This is a genomic window from Haliscomenobacter sp., assembly GCF_041740695.1.
Classification (GTDB): domain Bacteria; phylum Bacteroidota; class Bacteroidia; order Chitinophagales; family Saprospiraceae; genus Haliscomenobacter.
In genome coordinates, this window is record NZ_JBGSLK010000017.1 from 40642 (window position 1) to 57839 (window position 17198).

A 17198-nucleotide genomic window follows, 5' to 3' on the forward strand; every position below is an offset into this window, starting at 1 on the left:
GTAGATTAATTATGCTCTTTGTGAGGGTAAAGTGATGGTAAATACACAACCTTGGTTCACACGAGCTTGCCCATTCAGTTTTCCCCCCTGATTTTCAATGAATTGCTTCACCAGAGACAAGCCCATTCCCGAGCCCACTTCTCCTTTGGTACCAAAACGAGAAAGTTGGCCATTTAAGGCTTTATGGAGTTGTTCTTCATTCATTCCAATGCCATAATCTTTGATTTGAATAGCCCAACCATTTTTTTCCTGTTGTGCGTGTACTTCAACGTCTTGCCCAGCGTGGGAAAATTTGACGGCATTGGCAAGAAGGTTGCGCAGGGCCATCCGAATCATCCCCGGGTCGCTATACAAGGTAAACCCGGGACTAATCTCGTTTTTAATCCGAACTTCCTTTTCTGCAAAAATGAATTGGATGGATTCACTCAGGTCTTCAACAATCGGCTGTAGTTTGAATTCCTCTTTGACCGGTTGATAACTGTTCATTTGAATCCTGGCCCAGTACAAGAGATTTTCCAGCATCACACTGGTTTTTGCGGTTTGCTGGTGGAGTAATTCCAACCAATGCTTCTGCTCAGCACTGGAGAGATCGGGTTCGTTCAGGGTATCCAGCACCGCTTGAATGGCCCAGAGTGGAGCGCGCAAATCGTGTGAAATCACGGCAAAAAGCTGGTCTTTTACCTGACTGAGTTGCTCCAATTGATTCTTTTGGGATTCAATTTGGGCGTTTTGTACTTTCAGATGAAGATTGGCTTTTTGGCGAATCCGCACCTTAAACAGGTAATATAGACTAATCAGTGCAGCCAAAAACAAAGCGGAAAACATGCCATACCGAATGTAGCACTCACGGAGGAATTGCGCTTCAAAATGTTGTTGTATCTGTTTCTCCGCCCGGCGAATGGTCATTTCCTGGCGGAGTCTTTCGGCTTTTAAACGTTGGGCATTGGAGGCAATATCGTCTTCGATGCGTTGTGCGTTTTCGAGGGCCATTATGGCTGGATATGACCGGTTTTGTTTGGCTAAAATTTCTCCTTGTTGTATCCAGATTTCGCGATCTAAGGTATCCTTGCCTCGGTTTTCAGCGCCATTTAAGGCTATGGTATTGTAACTGAGTGCAGAGTCGAGTAGGTTTTCAGTCAAATAGGCTTTGGCCAATAAATAGTTGCCGCTATTGATGTAATTGGTATCCTGTATCATCTCGGCTACTTCCCTGATTTTAAACGCAAAAGCTTTAGCCTGATGAAGATTGCCTAATGCTAGACTGACCCTGCTGAGTTCATTGAGAATAGAAATTTCCAGCACTTTGAGGCCTTGCTTGTTGGCAATAGTATAAGCTTGTTTGAGTAAGTGTTTGGCGGAGTAGTAATGGCGTTGTTCTACATAGTTTTGCCCAATTAGTTGCAAAATCTTGCACAAATCGGCCTGTGAATTGGTTTTTTCTGCAAGGACTTTTCCTTGTTGCAAATAACTTAAAGAGGGCTTAAAATTGTTCCATTCCAGGTTGCAGCGGCCTAGCCGTTCATACAATTGAATTTGGAGGGACAGGTTCTCCCCAGGGTATTTATGGAGGATGTTGAGCCCCACCAGGTAATAATCAATGGCTTTTTGGTGATTCCATTGTTGATGAAAAATATCACCCAAGGCTAAATAAATTTTACTCTGTGCCGGGTAATCGCGGCTTTTTTTAAATGCCTCAGCCGCATCAAAATAACTTCTGATGGCCTTTTCAGGGTCAGGGGTTAGAAAGGCAATTTTGCCCTTCAACTCATGGTATTTCCCCCAATACAAACCATAGTTCGTCTTTTGCAACAACGGAAGCACTGCTGCTAGTTCTGTATTCGCCTGAATGGGTGCAGTATCAATCTTCGTTTCAATGGAAATAAGCAGTGTTTTGATCAATATTCCCCTGGAAGAGATGGAAAACAATTTTTCACGTAGAGATTGGGCTTGTAGAGGCATGTTAAATGCTCCACAAGCAAGTACAATAAATCCCAAAACGATGAATTTGCTGGCATTACAAAGCCGCAACCTTTTCACATTAATCCTGTTTAATGGTTTCACATAAGTCCGGAGGGAAAATCTTGCAAAAAAGCTTGCAACAAGAAGCAGAAGGCCTTTAATAAAAAATAAGCCCTTTTGATAAAGGATTTTCCTGAGTTAAGTAAAACAGGCAGGCTTATATTCATTTCCGATGTACATTTACGTTACGAAAAAGAAAATCTTCTACTAATAAAGCAAACCTCAAAAGATATTGTGCGAAGCTAAAACTTTTGCACGGAAAATTCAAGTATTACAGTGTTCTATTGTTGGCGCCCTGCTTTCGGGGCGTTTTTTTTTACTTATAATATAACAATATAAATACTATTTTAACGCATTATCCTGCTGCCAGACTGCTTTACGTTGCTTTTGTTATCTTTGCGCCGCGAAAACCAACTCAATTATGGCGAACACCGTTTACGAAACCGTTATTGGTTTAGAAGTACACGTCCAATTGGCGACGAATAGCAAAGCATTTTGTGCAGATGATGCCAGCTTTGGTGGTGAGCCCAACAGCCAGGTGAGCCCTGTTTCATTGGGACATCCAGGCACTTTGCCTAAGGCCAATCGTCGACAGATCGAATTGGCCACCCGTCTTGGTTTGGCTTTAGGTTGCAGGATCAACCCGACCAATACCTTTGACCGTAAGAACTACTTCTATGCGGATTTGCCCAAAGGTTATCAGATTACCCAGGATAAACAGCCAATTTGTATCGGAGGCGCTTTGTCGATTAAATTGGGTAATACCTGGAAATCGATACGCATCCACCATATTCACATGGAAGAAGACGCTGGGAAATCGATCCATACCCTGGCCCCTCGGCATTCTTTCATCGATTTGAACCGAGCTGGTGTACCCTTGCTGGAAATTGTAACCGAGCCCGACCTGCGTTCCGGCGAGGAGGTAGACGCCTTTATAACGGCCATGCGCCAGTTGGTGCGTTACCTGGAAGTATCCGATGGCAACATGGAGCAGGGCTCTTTGCGTTGTGACGTGAACATCTCGATTCGTGAGCAGGGCAGCACGATTTTGAATGACCGTTGTGAAGTCAAAAACGTCAATTCGATGAAATTTGCGCGACAAGCCATTGACTATGAGGTGCGACGGCAAATTGGATTGACGGAAAGTGGGCAAAAAGTCAAACAACAAACCCTCAATTTTGACCCCAATACCGGGGTGACTTCTCCACTGCGTGAAAAAGAAGACGCGCACGATTATCGCTATTTTCCGGAGCCAGATTTGCCACCCATAGTGCTTTCGGAGGCTTACCTGAGCAAGGTTAAAAACGAATTACCCCAACTTCCGGCGGCCTTGTATGAGACTTTAACCACTCAGTATCAACTTTCAGATTACGATGCGAGCATCCTGGTGGAGGAAAAAGCTACTGGCTTGTTTTACCTCAATTTGGTACAACACAGTTCAAATTACAAAGCTGCCGCCAATTTGGTGATCAACCGCATTTTGCCCTGGTGTCAGGAGCAAAAAATGTCGATTGCCCAATTTCCAATTGCTGGACCACAACTCGCTGCATTAATTCAGTTGATTGAAGAGGGGAAAGTGAGCAATACTGCGGCGTATCAAAATCTTTTTCCGGCGATGCTTGCCAAACCAACGCAAGCACCCCTGGCACTAGCAGAATCGCTCAACTTGATCCAAACTTCCGATGGTGATTTTTTGCAAAAAATAGCTGTCGAAATCCTGACTCAGTTCCCGGACAAAGTGAAGGAATACCAAAAAGGCAAAAAAGGCTTGATTGGTTTCTTTATGGGGGAACTGATGAAACGTTCGAAGGGGAAAGCTGATCCGAAGGTGGCGACGGGGATTTTGGAAGCTTTGCTGAAAAACAATTAAGCAATATGAGTAGATTTCTGAGGTGATCCCTTAGGTGTCTTAGGTTTCTTAGGTGGTGAAAGAATACCCTGCTCCGCAGGTTTTTTTATTTTCACCACCTAAGAAACCTAAGACACCTAAGGGGTCACCTCAGAAATGATATACCAAGTTTATTTTTACTTTTTATAGTCCCGAATATCCACTTTGCCTTCACAAAATGCATAATCCGCCTCCACATTGGAGGCCACCACAATACTCCGCTCACCGCCAAACTGACTAATCAAATCAGCATACCAGGCCGTGCCTTGCGCATCCAAATTGGTGGTGGGCTCATCCAGGAGTAGGAGAGGAGCTTCTGAACAAATTGCCAGTACCAGCTTGAGCCTTTGTTTCATGCCCGAAGAAAAATTGCGCACTTCATTGGTACGCGAGCGCTCAAATCCCAGTAAGCTGATGATGTCTTTGGTGCTGAGTTGGTGCTGGAAGGGTTTGAATTTGCGGTGAAAATCAATGGCTTCCTGTAGATTGAATTCCTCAATCAATTCGATGTAAGGTGCAGCATACGCCAATTGGGTGTACACCTGATCGAGCGCTATTTTTTGCCCCGCTATACTAAAATCTACTTTACCTTTAGATGGCGTCAAGTGCCCACAAATCATCTTTAATAAAGTAGACTTGCCAGAACCATTCGGGCCTGTAATGGCCACACGGCTACCTGGCTCGATGAGCAGGTTCACGCCGCGTAGTACCCAGTCGCGGCGAAAACGTTTACCCACCTGATTGAGTTCAACCTTCATTGGTCAGGGCACTGCCGTTGATGTGGCGCAAACCTTTCATGATTTCGGGCCGGTTGCGCACAAAATCCAGGATATAGCTGCGCTCTACCGTAAGTTCGACTTGTTCTTCAATGATCTCGATAGCCCGGCTCAAACGTACACCCTTTACAAAAAGAATGCGGTAAATTTCGTGGATGTGATTGATTTGCTCTTGTGAAAAATTGCGGCGTTGCAAACCAATTACGTTGACTCCGGCATAGGAAAGTGGCTCGCGAGCAGCCTTCACAAAAGGAGGAACATGCTTGCGCACCAGGGAGCCCCCCGCAATGAAACTATGCGCGCCAATGCGGGTAAATTGCTGTACGGCAACCAAGCCCTCCAAAATCGCCCACTCGTCAATTTGGACATGACCAGCCAGGTTGACATTGTTGGCTAAAATGACGTGATCGCCCAAAATACAATCGTGTGCAATGTGAGCGTAAGCCATCACCAGGCAATGTTTGCCTACTTTGGTACTTCCCGCAGCAGCAGTACCCCGATTGATTGTAACGAATTCTCGAATCGTGGAGTTGTCGCCAATGGTAGCTGTCGTGACTTCACCCTGAAATTTCAGGTCCTGTGGAATCCCTGAAATAACGGCTCCCGGAAAAATGCGGACATTGCTGCCAATACGAGCCCCTTCAAAGATGGTTACGTTTGGCCCGATCCAGGTATTGTCACCAATGACGACGTCTTTGTCGATATAACAAAACGGGCTTATCGTCACATTGGACCCGATTTTGGCATCGGGGTGTACAGAAGAAAGGTGCAGCTGGTTCATCTTCAAGAGCGCTTGACGATTTGGGCGGTTAGACCCGCTTCCGAAACAATTTTGTTGCCTACATAGATCGTTCCTTGCATTTGGCAAATCCCGCGACGGATGGGCGCTAAAAGCTCCATTTTGATCAACAGGGTATCACCGGGTACCACTTTAGACTTGAACTTGGCTTCTTCAATTTTGAGGAAGTAGGTGTCCCAGTTGCCAGGGTCTGCTACAGTCGACAAGGCCAATATTCCGCCCGTTTGGGCCATTGCCTCAATTTGTAGTACACCAGGGAAAACGGGGTTGCCCGGAAAATGCCCTTGGAAAAATCCTTCGTTAAAAGTAACATTTTTTACACCAACAACGTGGCTTTCGGATAATTCAGTGATTTTGTCCACCAACAAGAAGGGATAGCGGTGTGGCAACCAGCTGGCTACTTTGACCGTATCAAACAAAGGTTCTTTATCTGGATCGTACTTGGGCTTTCCCTTGAGTTTACGGTCTTCGATGTATTGCTTTTTAAGCAATTTAGTGAATTCGTAATTGGCGGTATGCCCCGGTTTGGTAGCTACAATTTTGCCTTTGATGGGTTTGCCCAGTAGTGAAACATCCCCAATTACATCGAGTAATTTATGGCGGGCAGGTTCATTTTTGAACTGGAGCTGGACGGTATTGAGAATCCCTTCCTTGTCCACCTTGATGCTGGGTTTGCCCAGTTTGGTGGCCATATCGTCCAATTCTTCCTGGGTAACTGGGCGGTCGGCAATGACGATGGCATTGTCCAGATCGCCACCTTTGATTAGGTTTTGGCTAAACAAATTGTCCAGTTCGTGTAGGAAAACAAAGGTACGACAGGGCGCAATTTCCTTTTCATAATCCTCCAGGCTGTACAGTTGGGCGTATTGCTGGCCCAATACTTTGGAATTGAAATCGATCATGGTGATCACTTCAAATCCATCGTGGGGCAAGGCCATAAGTTCTGCTCCCGTGGCTTCGTCACGGTAAGTGATGGGCTCGGTGATTTCAAAATACTCCCGGTCGGCTTCCTGATCTTCGACGCCCGCTTCGCGGAGCGCTTTGACAAATTGAAAGGCACTGCCATCGAGGATGGGGACTTCTGGCCCATCTATACCCATTAAAACGTTGTCGATACCAAGACCCACCAATGCGGATAGTACGTGCTCAATGGTACTTACCTGGGCCTCATCAGACTTGATGGTCGTGCCTCGCGTAGTGGAAATAACCCGGCTCACGTCCGCATTGACAAGGGGCTGACCAACTAAGTCAACTCTTTGAAATTTGTGCCCGTGGTTCTCCGGAGCTGGGTTAAAGGTCAAAGTCACAACTTTACCCGTGTGCAAGCCTACTCCACTGAGGGAGACGGCTTTTTGAATGGTACGTTGTTTTTTCATAATAAGTGTCTGCTGAGACGATTATGCAAAAAAAATAATCGAATGATTTGCGATGATCTGCTGAACGGAAAACAAGTCCCTTCAGTTAATCCTCCTTTTGAGCCGAACGTTTTTCCAATTCATACAAACGTTTGGCCAAATCTGGGAGTTGCTTGAATATGGTATGTGCGCGAATGAACAGGTGATAGTCAATGGCTGGATACCCAAACAAGGCTTGATTGGGTTCTTTGACGTTGGACGCCACCCCACTGTTGCCCTGTACGCGGGTACCATCAGCTATTTTTAAATGCCCTGCGACCGCAACCTGGCCACCAATTTGGCAGTTTTTTCCAATTTTGGTACTTCCGGCTACCCCTGCCTGAGCGGCAATGACGGTGTTTTCACCAATCTCTACATTGTGGGCAATTTGGACCAGGTTATCCAATTTGACACCCTGATGGATGATCGTTGAACCTATCGAACCACGGTCAATGGTTGTATTTGACCCAATTTCTACCTCGTTTTTAATGACTACATTGCCTACATGGTGGATTTTTTTGTAAGAACCATCTTCCTGTGGGGCGTAACCAAAGCCGTCGGCACCAATGACCACTCCGGGGAAAAAAATACAGCGATCCCCAATAACCGAGCCATACAGGATTTTTACCCCAGAATGAAGTTGGCAATTGTCGCCAATTTTGGCACCTCGACCAATAAAGACGTGAGAATCAATCCGCACATTGTCGCCAATGATCACATCTTCTTCAATGACAACAAACGGGCCAATGGAAATATTTTGGCCAAAGTGGGTGTTCGTGCCAATTAAACTTTGTGGATGGATTCCATTTGATTTGGGTTGAGCCGAGCCAAATTTTTCCAGCAATAGTGCAATGCTGGCGTAGACGTCATCGACCCGAATCAAGGTAGCGTTGATGGGGGATTTAAGTTGAAAATCCCGACTGATCAGCACTGCACTGGCAGTGGTTGTGTATAAATAAGACTCGTATTTGGCATTACCTAAAAAAGTAATGGCCCCTTCACCTCCTTCTTCAATTTTACCAGGACGGTTTACCCTAACCTCAGGGTCTCCTTCGATCGTTCCGTTGAGTACGTGAGCTAAATCCTTTACTGTAATTTCCATGGCCGCAAAGATAGAAATTTATCGTTTATCCGTTCATCCCATAAACAATCATAACTTTGCTATCTTTGTTCGCAAAAAGTATCTTCCATTGGACCGTATCATACGTATAGGCACCCGCGGCAGCAAATTGGCGCTGTGGCAAGCCGAATTTACTCAAGAAAAACTGCGCAAAGCTGGTTATGACTCCGAACTGGTGATCATCAAAACCACTGGCGACAATACCCAAGCACTCAATTTGAGTTTCGACAAAATTGAAGGCAAGGGCTTTTTCACCAAAGAAATTGAAGAGGCACTCCTGCGGGGTGATGTGGACATGGCGGTGCATTCCATGAAGGACATGCCGACCAGTTCTCCCGAAGGATTGGTGCTCACTGCCGTTTCTTACCGCGAAGATCCTGCCGATTGGCTCTTGATTCGCAAAGAAAGCATCGAGGCAGGTCAATTGTTTCAGTTGAAACAAAACCCGGTGGTCGGTACCTCTTCAGCGCGCCGCAAGGCCCAGATTCTCGATTTGCGCCCCGATGCGCAGCTCAAAGACATTCGGGGCAACGTACCTACCCGCGTCGATAAGTTGATGCAAGGTGAATTTGATGCCATCATGCTGGCTGCCGCCGGATTGAGCCGCTTGGAACTGGATCTTTCGGGTGTAGTTGTGGTCAAATTTGATCCCCGCGAATTTATTCCAGCGCCAGCGCAGGGTGTTTTGGCTTATCAGACTTGTACCGAAGACAAAGCCATGCGTAAAATATTGCAACACTTGCACCACTCCGAAGTAAGCACCGTCACCAATATCGAGCGCCGCATCTTACAATTGATGGAAGGTGGCTGCCAAATGCCACTGGGCATCTATTGCGAACAGGACAAGGCGGGCAACTTCCATGTGTGGGGCGCTAAAGCCGATGCCTGGAACGGACCTGTAAAAAAAGTACGGATGTCGTCAAGTACGAGTTATTTGCTGGCTGAAAAGGTGGCGGAGGAATTGAACAAATAGGGTTCTAGGATACTCTAGAGGATATTTTGCTCGGAGGGCATGAATAGCCCCAGGCTTCAGCCTGGGGCTATTCATGCCCTCCGAGCAGAATGTCCAGTAGAATGGTACTAAATAGTGCCGCTGGTCGATTCAGCCTGAAATATTACCTAAGTACAACTTTTGTTTCTTCAAATTGAACAGACTTAGTGTCGATCGATATACCCTGGAACCCAGGAACCTTGTACCACCATGCTCATTTTCATCTCCCGCGAGTTAGCCGCAGACAGTCCCTTCTTCCATATTTTGCCTACGGATCAGGTCGAGATCATCGGGGAATCACTGGTGGCATTCGAGCGTGTAGCATTTGCAGCACTGCCGGATATAGACTGGTGTTTTTTTTCCAGCCGGAATGCCGTCAAATTTTTTTTTCAGGGACTAAAGGCTGCTGGATTACAGGTGCCCACCGGATTGAAATGGGGTGTACTGGGCGAAGGGACCGCCAAAAGTCTGAAAGAACAGGGCTATGTAGCCGATTTTGCAGGCAACGGCGAACCGCAAAGTGTGGGCGCTGCTTTTGGTATTGTAGCTGAAGGCCAACGCGTTTTGTTTCCCCGGGCGGCTCAATCGCGGGAGAGCATCCAAAAAATACTGGTTGGACTTGTAACCATTGTGGATTTGGTGGTTTATACTAATGCGCCACGTACCGATTTTGAATTGCCTCATGCAGATTTGTTGGTGTTCACCAGTCCGCTCAATGCGCAAGCCTATTTTGCCAAATATCCTTTGTCAAAGGGACAAAAGCTGGTGGCCATTGGGCAAAGCACCGAGCAGGCATTGAGAGACTTAGGCTGCATTGAAATAACAACCGCCCCAATCCCCTCAGAAGAAGTACTGGCCGAAATTTGTAAAACTCAATTGGCTTTATGAACAGCAAATTCAACCTGCTTTTTTGCACTGTAGCGATCCTGGTATTGGCAATGGGCTGCCGACCAAAGAAGGCCGACTACAGCGATTTCAACAAATTTTACGACCAATTTTTCCAGGACTCGCTTTTTCAGGTACAACACATTAACTTTCCCATTGAGGGATTGCCGGATAATGCCGTTGCTTATGGGGACACCTTGGGTGACTTTCGCTGGACGGCAGAAAACTGGCGCATGCACCACCCAATTGATTTTGAGCAAACAAAATTTGAACAAAATTTCCAAACTTTGGGCGATGAATTGATCATTGAAAACATCATTGACCCTACGGTCGGCTATGGCATGATGCGTCGCTGGGCGAAAATTGGTGGTGAATGGTCTTTGATTTATTATGTGGGCTTAAATCCTGTTCAAGAAAAACAGTAGAGACGTAGAACCCTACGTCTTTACCAAACATCAGACCCATGTACAAGCACAGCACCGAGGCTTTTGGGGCCTTTACCAAACACGTTTTGCGCAATGAATCAACGGGCCACCAACTGGCCATCTTGCCTGAATACGGCGCCATTGTCCTCGATTTACAATTGCATGGAATTTCGATCTTGGATACGTACCAAACCCCACCGGAGGTCATCAACAACAGTTGGGCCAAGAATACTGTTTTGTACCCTTTTCCCAATCGCTTGAAGGACGGGATCTATAAAAGTGGAGGGCAAACCTATCGTTTCTTCGCTAATGAATCCCATACCAATACAGCGATCCATGGCTTTGGACAAAACAAACCCATGAAGGTGACCTTTTTGGAGGTGGATGAAACAAGTGCTGCCATTACCTGCTTGTACACTGATTATGGCACCCACGAGGCCTATCCTTTTCGGTTTAGTGTAGAAATGGCCTTTACGCTTTCTGATGAAAAGGGGTTCGAGCTTCAACTCACGATGCGCAACCACGATGAGCAGGTCATTCCCGCGGGTTTGGGTTGGCATCCTTACTTTGCACTTGGACCTAAGGCAGATACCTATCGTTTACAAATGCCGGAATGCCGCCTGGTGGGAAACGATGAACGGATGTTGCCTACCGGGAAAACCTACGAATACGATGATTTTAGTACCCTGAAGCCAGTTGGCATCACGGTATTGGACAATTGTTTTGAACTACCTGTACAAGAGGGCCGTGCCGAGACATTGGTACAAGCTGAAGCGGGCACCTTGCATTATTGGCAAGAGACTGGAGCAGGTAAATACAATTTCCTGCAAGTATTTATTCCTCCGCTGCGCCATTGTATTGCCCTGGAACCGATGACCTGTGCCCCAGACGCCTTTAACAACGGGATGGGCCTGGCGCAACTGGAACCGGGGGAGAAACTAAGCGGGCGTTTTGGTGTTTGGTTAGAAAAACAAGTGTAAAACACAAGAAGCATATGCGACAAATCCGCGCCATTGAAGTATTGCTCATCGAGGTGATTTTTTACCTGGGGCTATGGTTGCTCAACGATTATGTGGCCATGTACCTCAGTATGATCTTTGGCAGTATTTGTTTTTTCATCTTGCTGTTTACGGGTATTGCTGAATTGCTGGAGCGCTCCAAAGTGTCGCGGAAGTATTTCTGGTTTATGGCGATGTCCGCATTGGCACCGGTTGTGGCTGCGGCGATTTTCTTTTTGTTGGGTGGGGAAATGACTTGGAACAAACTCTAAAGGGTTCCAGGGTTCCAAGTTCCATAGTTAGGGACCTCCTAGTCTTGGAGTTTGCCTCTAAGTATTTGAAATGACAAAAAGCTAACTGTAGGCTTGATTACTCAAATTTATCGACAATATTTCTTGATCAAGTCATAAGCCTCTACAACACCTAGTTCACCAGCTTTTCTCCAGTCTGTGCAAGCTGCTTCGAGGTTATTTGTATTCTTATAAAGGAAGCCACGATTCCAATAAGCGTCAAGGCTTTTAGGATTAATTTCAATAGCTTTGTTGTAGTCTTGCATTGCTCCTTCCTTATCACCCAAATATTGCTTTAATAAACCACGATTATTGTAAGCTTTAGCTATGTTAGAATCAAGTTCGATAGCTTTGTCGTAATCTTGTATTGCTCCTTGTTGATCACCTAGTTTTTCTTTTAGAGTGCCACGATTATAATAAGTATTCCCATCATTAGGGTTAATTTCTATAGCTTTATTGTAATCTTGCATTGCTCCTTGTTGATCACCTAAATTTTGCTTTAATAAACCACGATTATTATAGGCTGTATGATAATTAGGATCAAGTTCGATAGCTTTGTTGAAGTCTTGCATTGCGCCTTGTTTATCACCTAAAGCTTTCTTTAGACTAGCACGGTTGTTATAAGCTAAATCATAATTAGGATCAAGTTCGATAGCTTTATTATAGTCTTGCATTGCTCCTTGTTGATCACCTAGCTCTTCCTTTAGACCGCCACGGTTATAATAATTCTTTCCATGATTAGGGGCAAGTTCGATGGCTTTGTTATAGTCTTGCATGGCTCCCTGTTGGTCACCTAAATCTTCCTTTAATAAACCACGGTTATTATAAGCTACATCAATATTAGGATCAAGTTCGATAGCCTCGTTGTAATCCTGCATTGCCCCTTGCAGGTTGCCCTCTGCCGTTTTTTTACCTGCAGATTGAAATAATTTTTCTATTTTCTCTTCGGTATTTTGACAAGCAAAAATGAAAAAGAGGCCAAGAATAATGGCGAGGTTAAATTTCAGCAACATGGTCTTTAGTTTGTTCTAATTCGAAGGTACCAATTTGTATGATTTTTTGTTGCAGACATTGGTGAAAATTTAATACCAAGCAACAAATCCTCATATTGGGCAGGGCTGTTAACTTCTATTTCTGAGGGGTAAAAGCCCCGCTAGGGGCGTGATGTGGGTAGAAAACAATTGCAGCAGGCCTTCTCAAAGTCCCGTAGGGACGTGATATGGGTATCCTTCGAGACAAAATACCCACATTTCGTCCCTACGGGACTCGGAAAATCATGGATATCGCAATAAACTACCCATATTTCGCCCCTAGCGGGGCTTATCGCCATGTTCCAGAACTTAACAGCCCTGTCTATATTGGGGTTTCCATAACCCTGGAACTATGGAACGTGGAACCCTGGAACTTACGATTACACCCCCACCGGCGCACTTAAAGGCGCCACATAGCGCCCTACATCCTCGGCACTGATCTCCTGCCCACCCAGAATCACCAGCCGCTCCACCACATTCCTCAATTCCCGGATATTTCCAGTCCAGTTCAGGGATTGTAATTGGGTGATCGCTTCTTCGCTGATGCCTTTGATGGGTGTACCATATTCGGTGCAAACGAGGTGGAGAAAATGTTCGACCAGGAGTGGAATGTCTTCGCGGCGGTCATTCAGCGCGGGTACATCGATGACGATTACGGCCAGGCGGTGGTAAAGGTCTTCACGGAAATTGCCCTGGGCGATTTCCCGGCGCAAGTCCTTATTGGTAGCGGCTACCACCCGGACATTGACCGAAATTTCTTTTTCCCCACCTACACGGGTGACGCGGTTTTCTTGCAAGGCGCGCAGCACTTTGGCTTGGGCGGACAGACTCATGTCGCCAATTTCATCCAAAAACAGGGTGCCATTGTTGGCTTGTTCAAACTTGCCCAACTTTTGTTTGTGCGCCGAGGTGAAAGAGCCTTTTTCATGGCCGAATAGCTCACTTTCGATGAGTTCAGAAGGGATGGCGGCGCAGTTGACCTCCACGATGGGGCCACTGGCGCGTTGGCTCAGTTCGTGCATCCAGCGGGCTACCAGTTCCTTGCCTGTGCCATTGGGTCCGGTGACCAATACGCGGGCTTCGGTAGGTGCTACTCTTTGGATGGTATCTTTGATGAATTGAATGCGTTCAGAACCGCCAATGATGTCCTGGACCTGGCGGCCCGCTACTTTGCGGCGCAAGGTTTTGGTTTCGGTGACCAAATTGGACTTATCGAGGGCATTGCGGAGAGTGATGAGCAAGCGATTGAGATCGGGTGGCTTGCTGATGAAGTCGAAAGCGCCCCGTTTGACGGCCTCTACTGCGGTGTCGATGGTGGCGTGACCGGAGATCATGATCACTGGTGTATCAGGCACCAGCTCCTGCACCCGTTCGAGTGTTTCCATGCCATCCAGGTTGGGCATTTTGATGTCCATCAGGATGGCGTCGTAGGTTTGCTCTTTGAGCTTGGCCAGGCAGTCTAGCCCATCGACAGCTTCGCTAACCTTGAATTTTTCAAATTCAAGAATCTCGCGTAAAGCCCGGCGGATGCTGGCTTCGTCGTCTACAATCAGTATTTGGGTCATTAGTGAGCTACTGGTTTTTGATCAAAAACGTTTTCAGTAGCTCTATACGGATTGTAGCGAAAAAGGTTACGCGGAGAGGGAAAAAAGTTGAGAAGGTTGAGGGATGTTGAGAAGGTTTAGGCTGCCGCAGCAACTTTGACAAGGGCTCTGTCCAAGTCGCTCGCGGTAGCCTAAACCTTCTCAACCTCCTCAACCTCCTCAACTTTTTAAGCTACTTTATCTGCGCAACTCGAACTTGCGAAAGCGTCCGGCTTGGCTTTGAACACAAAGCCCATCGAGAGAATGTAGCCCATGGCTTCTTTTAAAGCCATATTGGATTCGAAGTGCGGATCGGTATTGATGTCCGCGTGTACTTCCAGCTCTACGTCGTACTTGTCCAGCAAGTCGCAGAGGGCGTAAGCCACTTCAATCGATTTGGAAACTTCAAAAATCATCCGCTCGCGTAAGCTCATTTTGCGGTTTTCGCGGCTGTTTTGGATGAACATGAAACCGCCTTTTTTTTCCCGCAGGAAAACGATGACCGTTGCATATTCCACATTACCACCGCGTACTTGCGAATCGGAACCGATGCACACTTTAAGTTTATGACCCAGTTCTTTTTCCCGGATGATCGTCTTTTCAACGGCATCCTTAATCGGAAGTTCGATTCGTTGACCATCTAATCTACGCCAACTCATGGTTTGTTGTATTTATTGGGTAATTTAGTAAATCATTGTTGTACAAAAGGATTCGTGCCAAAATTTAATCCTTTCTTCACGCAGAATTAACAAATCTTTGCTCCGAAAGGTTACCTCTAAAGCAGGATTTTAGAGCAATTGGTTCCCGTCTTTTGATCTTTTTTATTTATTTTGCTTTTTCTAATGAAAAAATCAATGGAAGCGCAGCTTTTTGTCTACGGAACCCTGATGATTGGGGTGGAGTCCAGAATGGCTGGTTTGTTGCAGCGCAACAGCAAGTGGTTGGGATCAGCGTACATCTCCGGTGAGTTGTTCGACCTGGGCCGTTACCCTGGTGCGCAATGGATTCCCGAGCACCCTGCCAAGGTTTATGGACAAGTTTTTACGCTGGAAGACCCTGGGTTTTTAATGCCGTATCTGGACGAATACGAAGGAATTGATCCCCTGTTTCCCGAGGCTGGAGAATATGTGCGAAAGTTGGTTCCCACCTTTTTGGAAGACACAGGACAAACCATTGATACCTGGCTGTACCACTACAATTTCCCCACCGACCAACTGGTTCGCATCGAATCGGGTCGCTATCTGGATTATTATCGGCAGCAGCCAGCGCATTTGGAGTTTATCCGGACGGGGTAAACAAAAAAAACGCCGCAGGCAAAAGGCCCACGGCGTTGTTATATTCAATGGTATGATAAGGTTTTAGGGGTTTTTTATAGGCTTATTGGATGATCCACATTTTGCCGAAGAGGTCGTCATTGGTAAAGCTTTGACGAGTAACGGCTGCTTCTACGTTGGCTTTGTTGGTGTTGTATTCTGCGTTGGGGTACTTAAAGCGGAGTGGAATTTTGCCTTGGTTGCCAATCCCTACACCAGTCAAGAACGCAGGAATACCCGTGCGGCGCCAGTTGTAATAAGCTTGCAAACCAGAGCTTTGAGCCATGGCGAGGTAGTTCTGCTTCAGGATTTGAGCCAGACCATCGGCATTGTTACCCGCATACTTTACCTTTGGCTGAGCCAGATAAGCTGTGAAATCAACGTTTACAGGGTAAGAGTTGAATTCGCCCAATTTTCCGCCCAATTTCAAGAAATCTACGTTGTTGACACCATCCTTCAATCCGTAAAAACTCATTGAAGCCAGGATACCTTTGTTGTACCAGTCTTCAGCACTGCCAGTTGTGGCCCAACCACGGTTCAAACCTTCCGCGATGTTGAAACACATTTCCTGATACCCTACTTGAGTTACAGGCTCACCAGCATAAGTAGCATAGAAACGTTTGCGACTGATCAGCGAATATTCACCTTTTTGAGCATTAAAAGCCATGTCATCGAGGCCTTCACCAGTACTGGCACCTGCAAATGCATCGAAAGAAGTTGGATTAACGCCTGCCTTTACTTTCGCTTCAGCTGGTTCAGCAACGATGAATAGACGTGGGTCCTGGAATTCCTTCAGCAAGTCGATGTACAATTTGGAAGTATTTTCGCGCAAGGCGTCAAAACCGTAGTTGTTTGGGTTCTTGCGGTAGTAGAAACTAGGAATAGAACTACTTGGAATAAATACCAGGTTGTCGGCCATTCCGGTGAAAATTGGAAACTTGCTTGGGTTGCCTAGAATTTCAGCGAAACGTGCTTTGACTTTTAAATCAGCATCCGCTTCTTTTTTACTCAAGCTAAGCAGTACACGCAACTTGTAGCTGTTCACCAGTTTTTGCCATTTGGCCAAGTCTCCAGAATAGAACCAGTCTCCATCGGCTTTTTGACCACCTTTGGCAATCAATGAGGCCAAATCAGTGTTTGCTTCATCCAACCAATTCAATACTTGTACATAGATTTCCTTTTGAGTATTGTACACAGGAGCTTGGATGTCCAAACCTTGTAGTGCTTCGCTCAAAGGCAAGTCACCAAATTTTTGGGTCATGTTTACAAAATGGTACGCACGGAAAAACTTTCCAAGTGCAGAATAAGGGTTGACCGCAGCACCACCTGCTCTGGTTGCCTCTTCTTCCATTTTGATCACGTTCTTCAAACGCGTGTAATCGGTAGAGGCTGCACCAGACCAATATTCGTTGGTTCCGTAATAGTTGTAGTTGATGCACCAGTACTGGTTGTAGCGTTGTTCTTGCGTCCAGGCATTTTCCCACATGTTGTTCAGAACACCGTTCAGAATCAGGTTGGCAGGAGAGCCGGTAGCGCGGTTTGGATCGATGTCCAGCTCGTCGAAATTACAGCTGCTGAAAACGGCTGTAAAGGCTAGCGCTGCAATAGCGAAAAATTTATTGAATTTCATTGCTTTTATTTTTTGATGGCATGTAGAGACGCACGGCCGTGCGTCTCTACCAAACC

General features: G+C 46.2%; 16 protein-coding genes. 7 read left to right on the forward strand and 9 right to left on the reverse strand.

The genetic code is table 11. The annotated features are described in order from the left end of the window. Window positions 1-9: 9 nt before the first annotated feature. Window positions 10-2037 (reverse strand): ATP-binding protein, encoded by a 2028-nt coding sequence (locus tag ACEW9O_RS02905; protein ID WP_373548617.1) that lies wholly within the window; start codon window positions 2035-2037, stop codon window positions 10-12. A 403-nt stretch (window positions 2038-2440) separates the two neighbouring features. Here ACEW9O_RS02905 and gatB point away from each other — a divergent pair, with 403 nt between their 5' ends. After that, window positions 2441-3889, forward strand: coding sequence for an Asp-tRNA(Asn)/Glu-tRNA(Gln) amidotransferase subunit GatB (gatB, locus tag ACEW9O_RS02910; RefSeq protein WP_373548618.1), 1449 nt, complete (start codon window positions 2441-2443; stop codon window positions 3887-3889). A gap of 155 nt (window positions 3890-4044) precedes the next feature. Here gatB and ACEW9O_RS02915 read toward each other — a convergent pair whose 3' ends face one another. The 4 genes from ACEW9O_RS02915 to lpxD all read right to left on the reverse strand — a co-directional run bounded on the left by ACEW9O_RS02915 (window position 4045) and on the right by lpxD (window position 7978). Then, window positions 4045-4665, reverse strand: coding sequence for an ATP-binding cassette domain-containing protein (locus tag ACEW9O_RS02915; protein WP_373548619.1), 621 nt, complete (start codon window positions 4663-4665; stop codon window positions 4045-4047). After that, entirely contained in the window at window positions 4655-5464 is an 810-nt protein-coding gene (lpxA, locus tag ACEW9O_RS02920; RefSeq protein WP_373548620.1) for an acyl-ACP--UDP-N-acetylglucosamine O-acyltransferase, read from the reverse strand. Before lpxA ends, ACEW9O_RS02915 begins: the two co-directional genes overlap by 11 nt. 2 nt (window positions 5465-5466) lie before the next feature. Next, on the reverse strand, window positions 5467-6858 hold the full coding sequence (locus tag ACEW9O_RS02925) for a bifunctional UDP-3-O-[3-hydroxymyristoyl] N-acetylglucosamine deacetylase/3-hydroxyacyl-ACP dehydratase (protein ID WP_373548621.1): 1392 nt from the start codon (window positions 6856-6858) through the stop codon (window positions 5467-5469). An 85-nt stretch (window positions 6859-6943) separates the two neighbouring features. Then, window positions 6944-7978: a UDP-3-O-(3-hydroxymyristoyl)glucosamine N-acyltransferase gene (gene lpxD, locus ACEW9O_RS02930; RefSeq protein ID WP_373548622.1), complete on the reverse strand. Its 1035-nt coding sequence runs from the start codon at window positions 7976-7978 to the stop codon at window positions 6944-6946. 88 nt (window positions 7979-8066) lie between these two features. Here lpxD and hemC point away from each other — a divergent pair, with 88 nt between their 5' ends. From hemC to ACEW9O_RS02955, 5 genes are all read left to right on the forward strand, one after another. Next, window positions 8067-8969 (forward strand): hydroxymethylbilane synthase, encoded by a 903-nt coding sequence (gene hemC / locus ACEW9O_RS02935; RefSeq protein WP_373548623.1) that lies wholly within the window; start codon window positions 8067-8069, stop codon window positions 8967-8969. A gap of 228 nt (window positions 8970-9197) precedes the next feature. Continuing rightward, a complete protein-coding gene (locus ACEW9O_RS02940; protein WP_373548624.1) occupies window positions 9198-9875 on the forward strand; it encodes a uroporphyrinogen-III synthase in 678 nt (225 codons plus the stop codon). After that, entirely contained in the window at window positions 9872-10297 is a 426-nt protein-coding gene (locus ACEW9O_RS02945) for a hypothetical protein (RefSeq protein ID WP_373548625.1), read from the forward strand. The genes ACEW9O_RS02940 and ACEW9O_RS02945 overlap by 4 nt, the downstream gene beginning before the upstream one ends. Window positions 10298-10335: 38 nt before the next feature. After that, a complete protein-coding gene (locus ACEW9O_RS02950; protein ID WP_373548626.1) occupies window positions 10336-11277 on the forward strand; it encodes an aldose 1-epimerase in 942 nt (313 codons plus the stop codon). Window positions 11278-11291: 14 nt separating this feature from the next. Next, window positions 11292-11567: a hypothetical protein gene (locus ACEW9O_RS02955; protein WP_373548627.1), complete on the forward strand. Its 276-nt coding sequence runs from the start codon at window positions 11292-11294 to the stop codon at window positions 11565-11567. A gap of 107 nt (window positions 11568-11674) precedes the next feature. Here ACEW9O_RS02955 and ACEW9O_RS02960 read toward each other — a convergent pair whose 3' ends face one another. The 3 genes from ACEW9O_RS02960 to ACEW9O_RS02970 all read right to left on the reverse strand — a co-directional run bounded on the left by ACEW9O_RS02960 (window position 11675) and on the right by ACEW9O_RS02970 (window position 14858). Further along, complete coding sequence (locus ACEW9O_RS02960) at window positions 11675-12598, reverse strand: tetratricopeptide repeat protein (RefSeq protein ID WP_373548628.1); 924 nt, start codon at window positions 12596-12598, stop codon at window positions 11675-11677. A 398-nt stretch (window positions 12599-12996) separates the two neighbouring features. Then, window positions 12997-14181 (reverse strand): sigma-54-dependent transcriptional regulator, encoded by a 1185-nt coding sequence (locus ACEW9O_RS02965; RefSeq protein ID WP_373548629.1) that lies wholly within the window; start codon window positions 14179-14181, stop codon window positions 12997-12999. A gap of 206 nt (window positions 14182-14387) precedes the next feature. Then, entirely contained in the window at window positions 14388-14858 is a 471-nt protein-coding gene (locus ACEW9O_RS02970; RefSeq protein WP_373548630.1) for a ribonuclease H-like YkuK family protein, read from the reverse strand. A gap of 195 nt (window positions 14859-15053) precedes the next feature. Between ACEW9O_RS02970 and ACEW9O_RS02975 the strand changes: the two genes are divergently transcribed. Next, window positions 15054-15494 carry a gamma-glutamylcyclotransferase gene (locus ACEW9O_RS02975; protein WP_373548631.1) on the forward strand — a complete coding sequence of 147 codons (441 nt, stop codon included), beginning with the start codon at window positions 15054-15056 and terminating at the stop codon, window positions 15492-15494. An 82-nt stretch (window positions 15495-15576) separates the two neighbouring features. Here ACEW9O_RS02975 and ACEW9O_RS02980 read toward each other — a convergent pair whose 3' ends face one another. After that, window positions 15577-17142, reverse strand: a complete 1566-nt coding sequence (locus ACEW9O_RS02980; protein ID WP_373548632.1) for a SusD/RagB family nutrient-binding outer membrane lipoprotein — start codon at window positions 17140-17142, stop codon at window positions 15577-15579. Window positions 17143-17198: the final 56 nt, after the last annotated feature.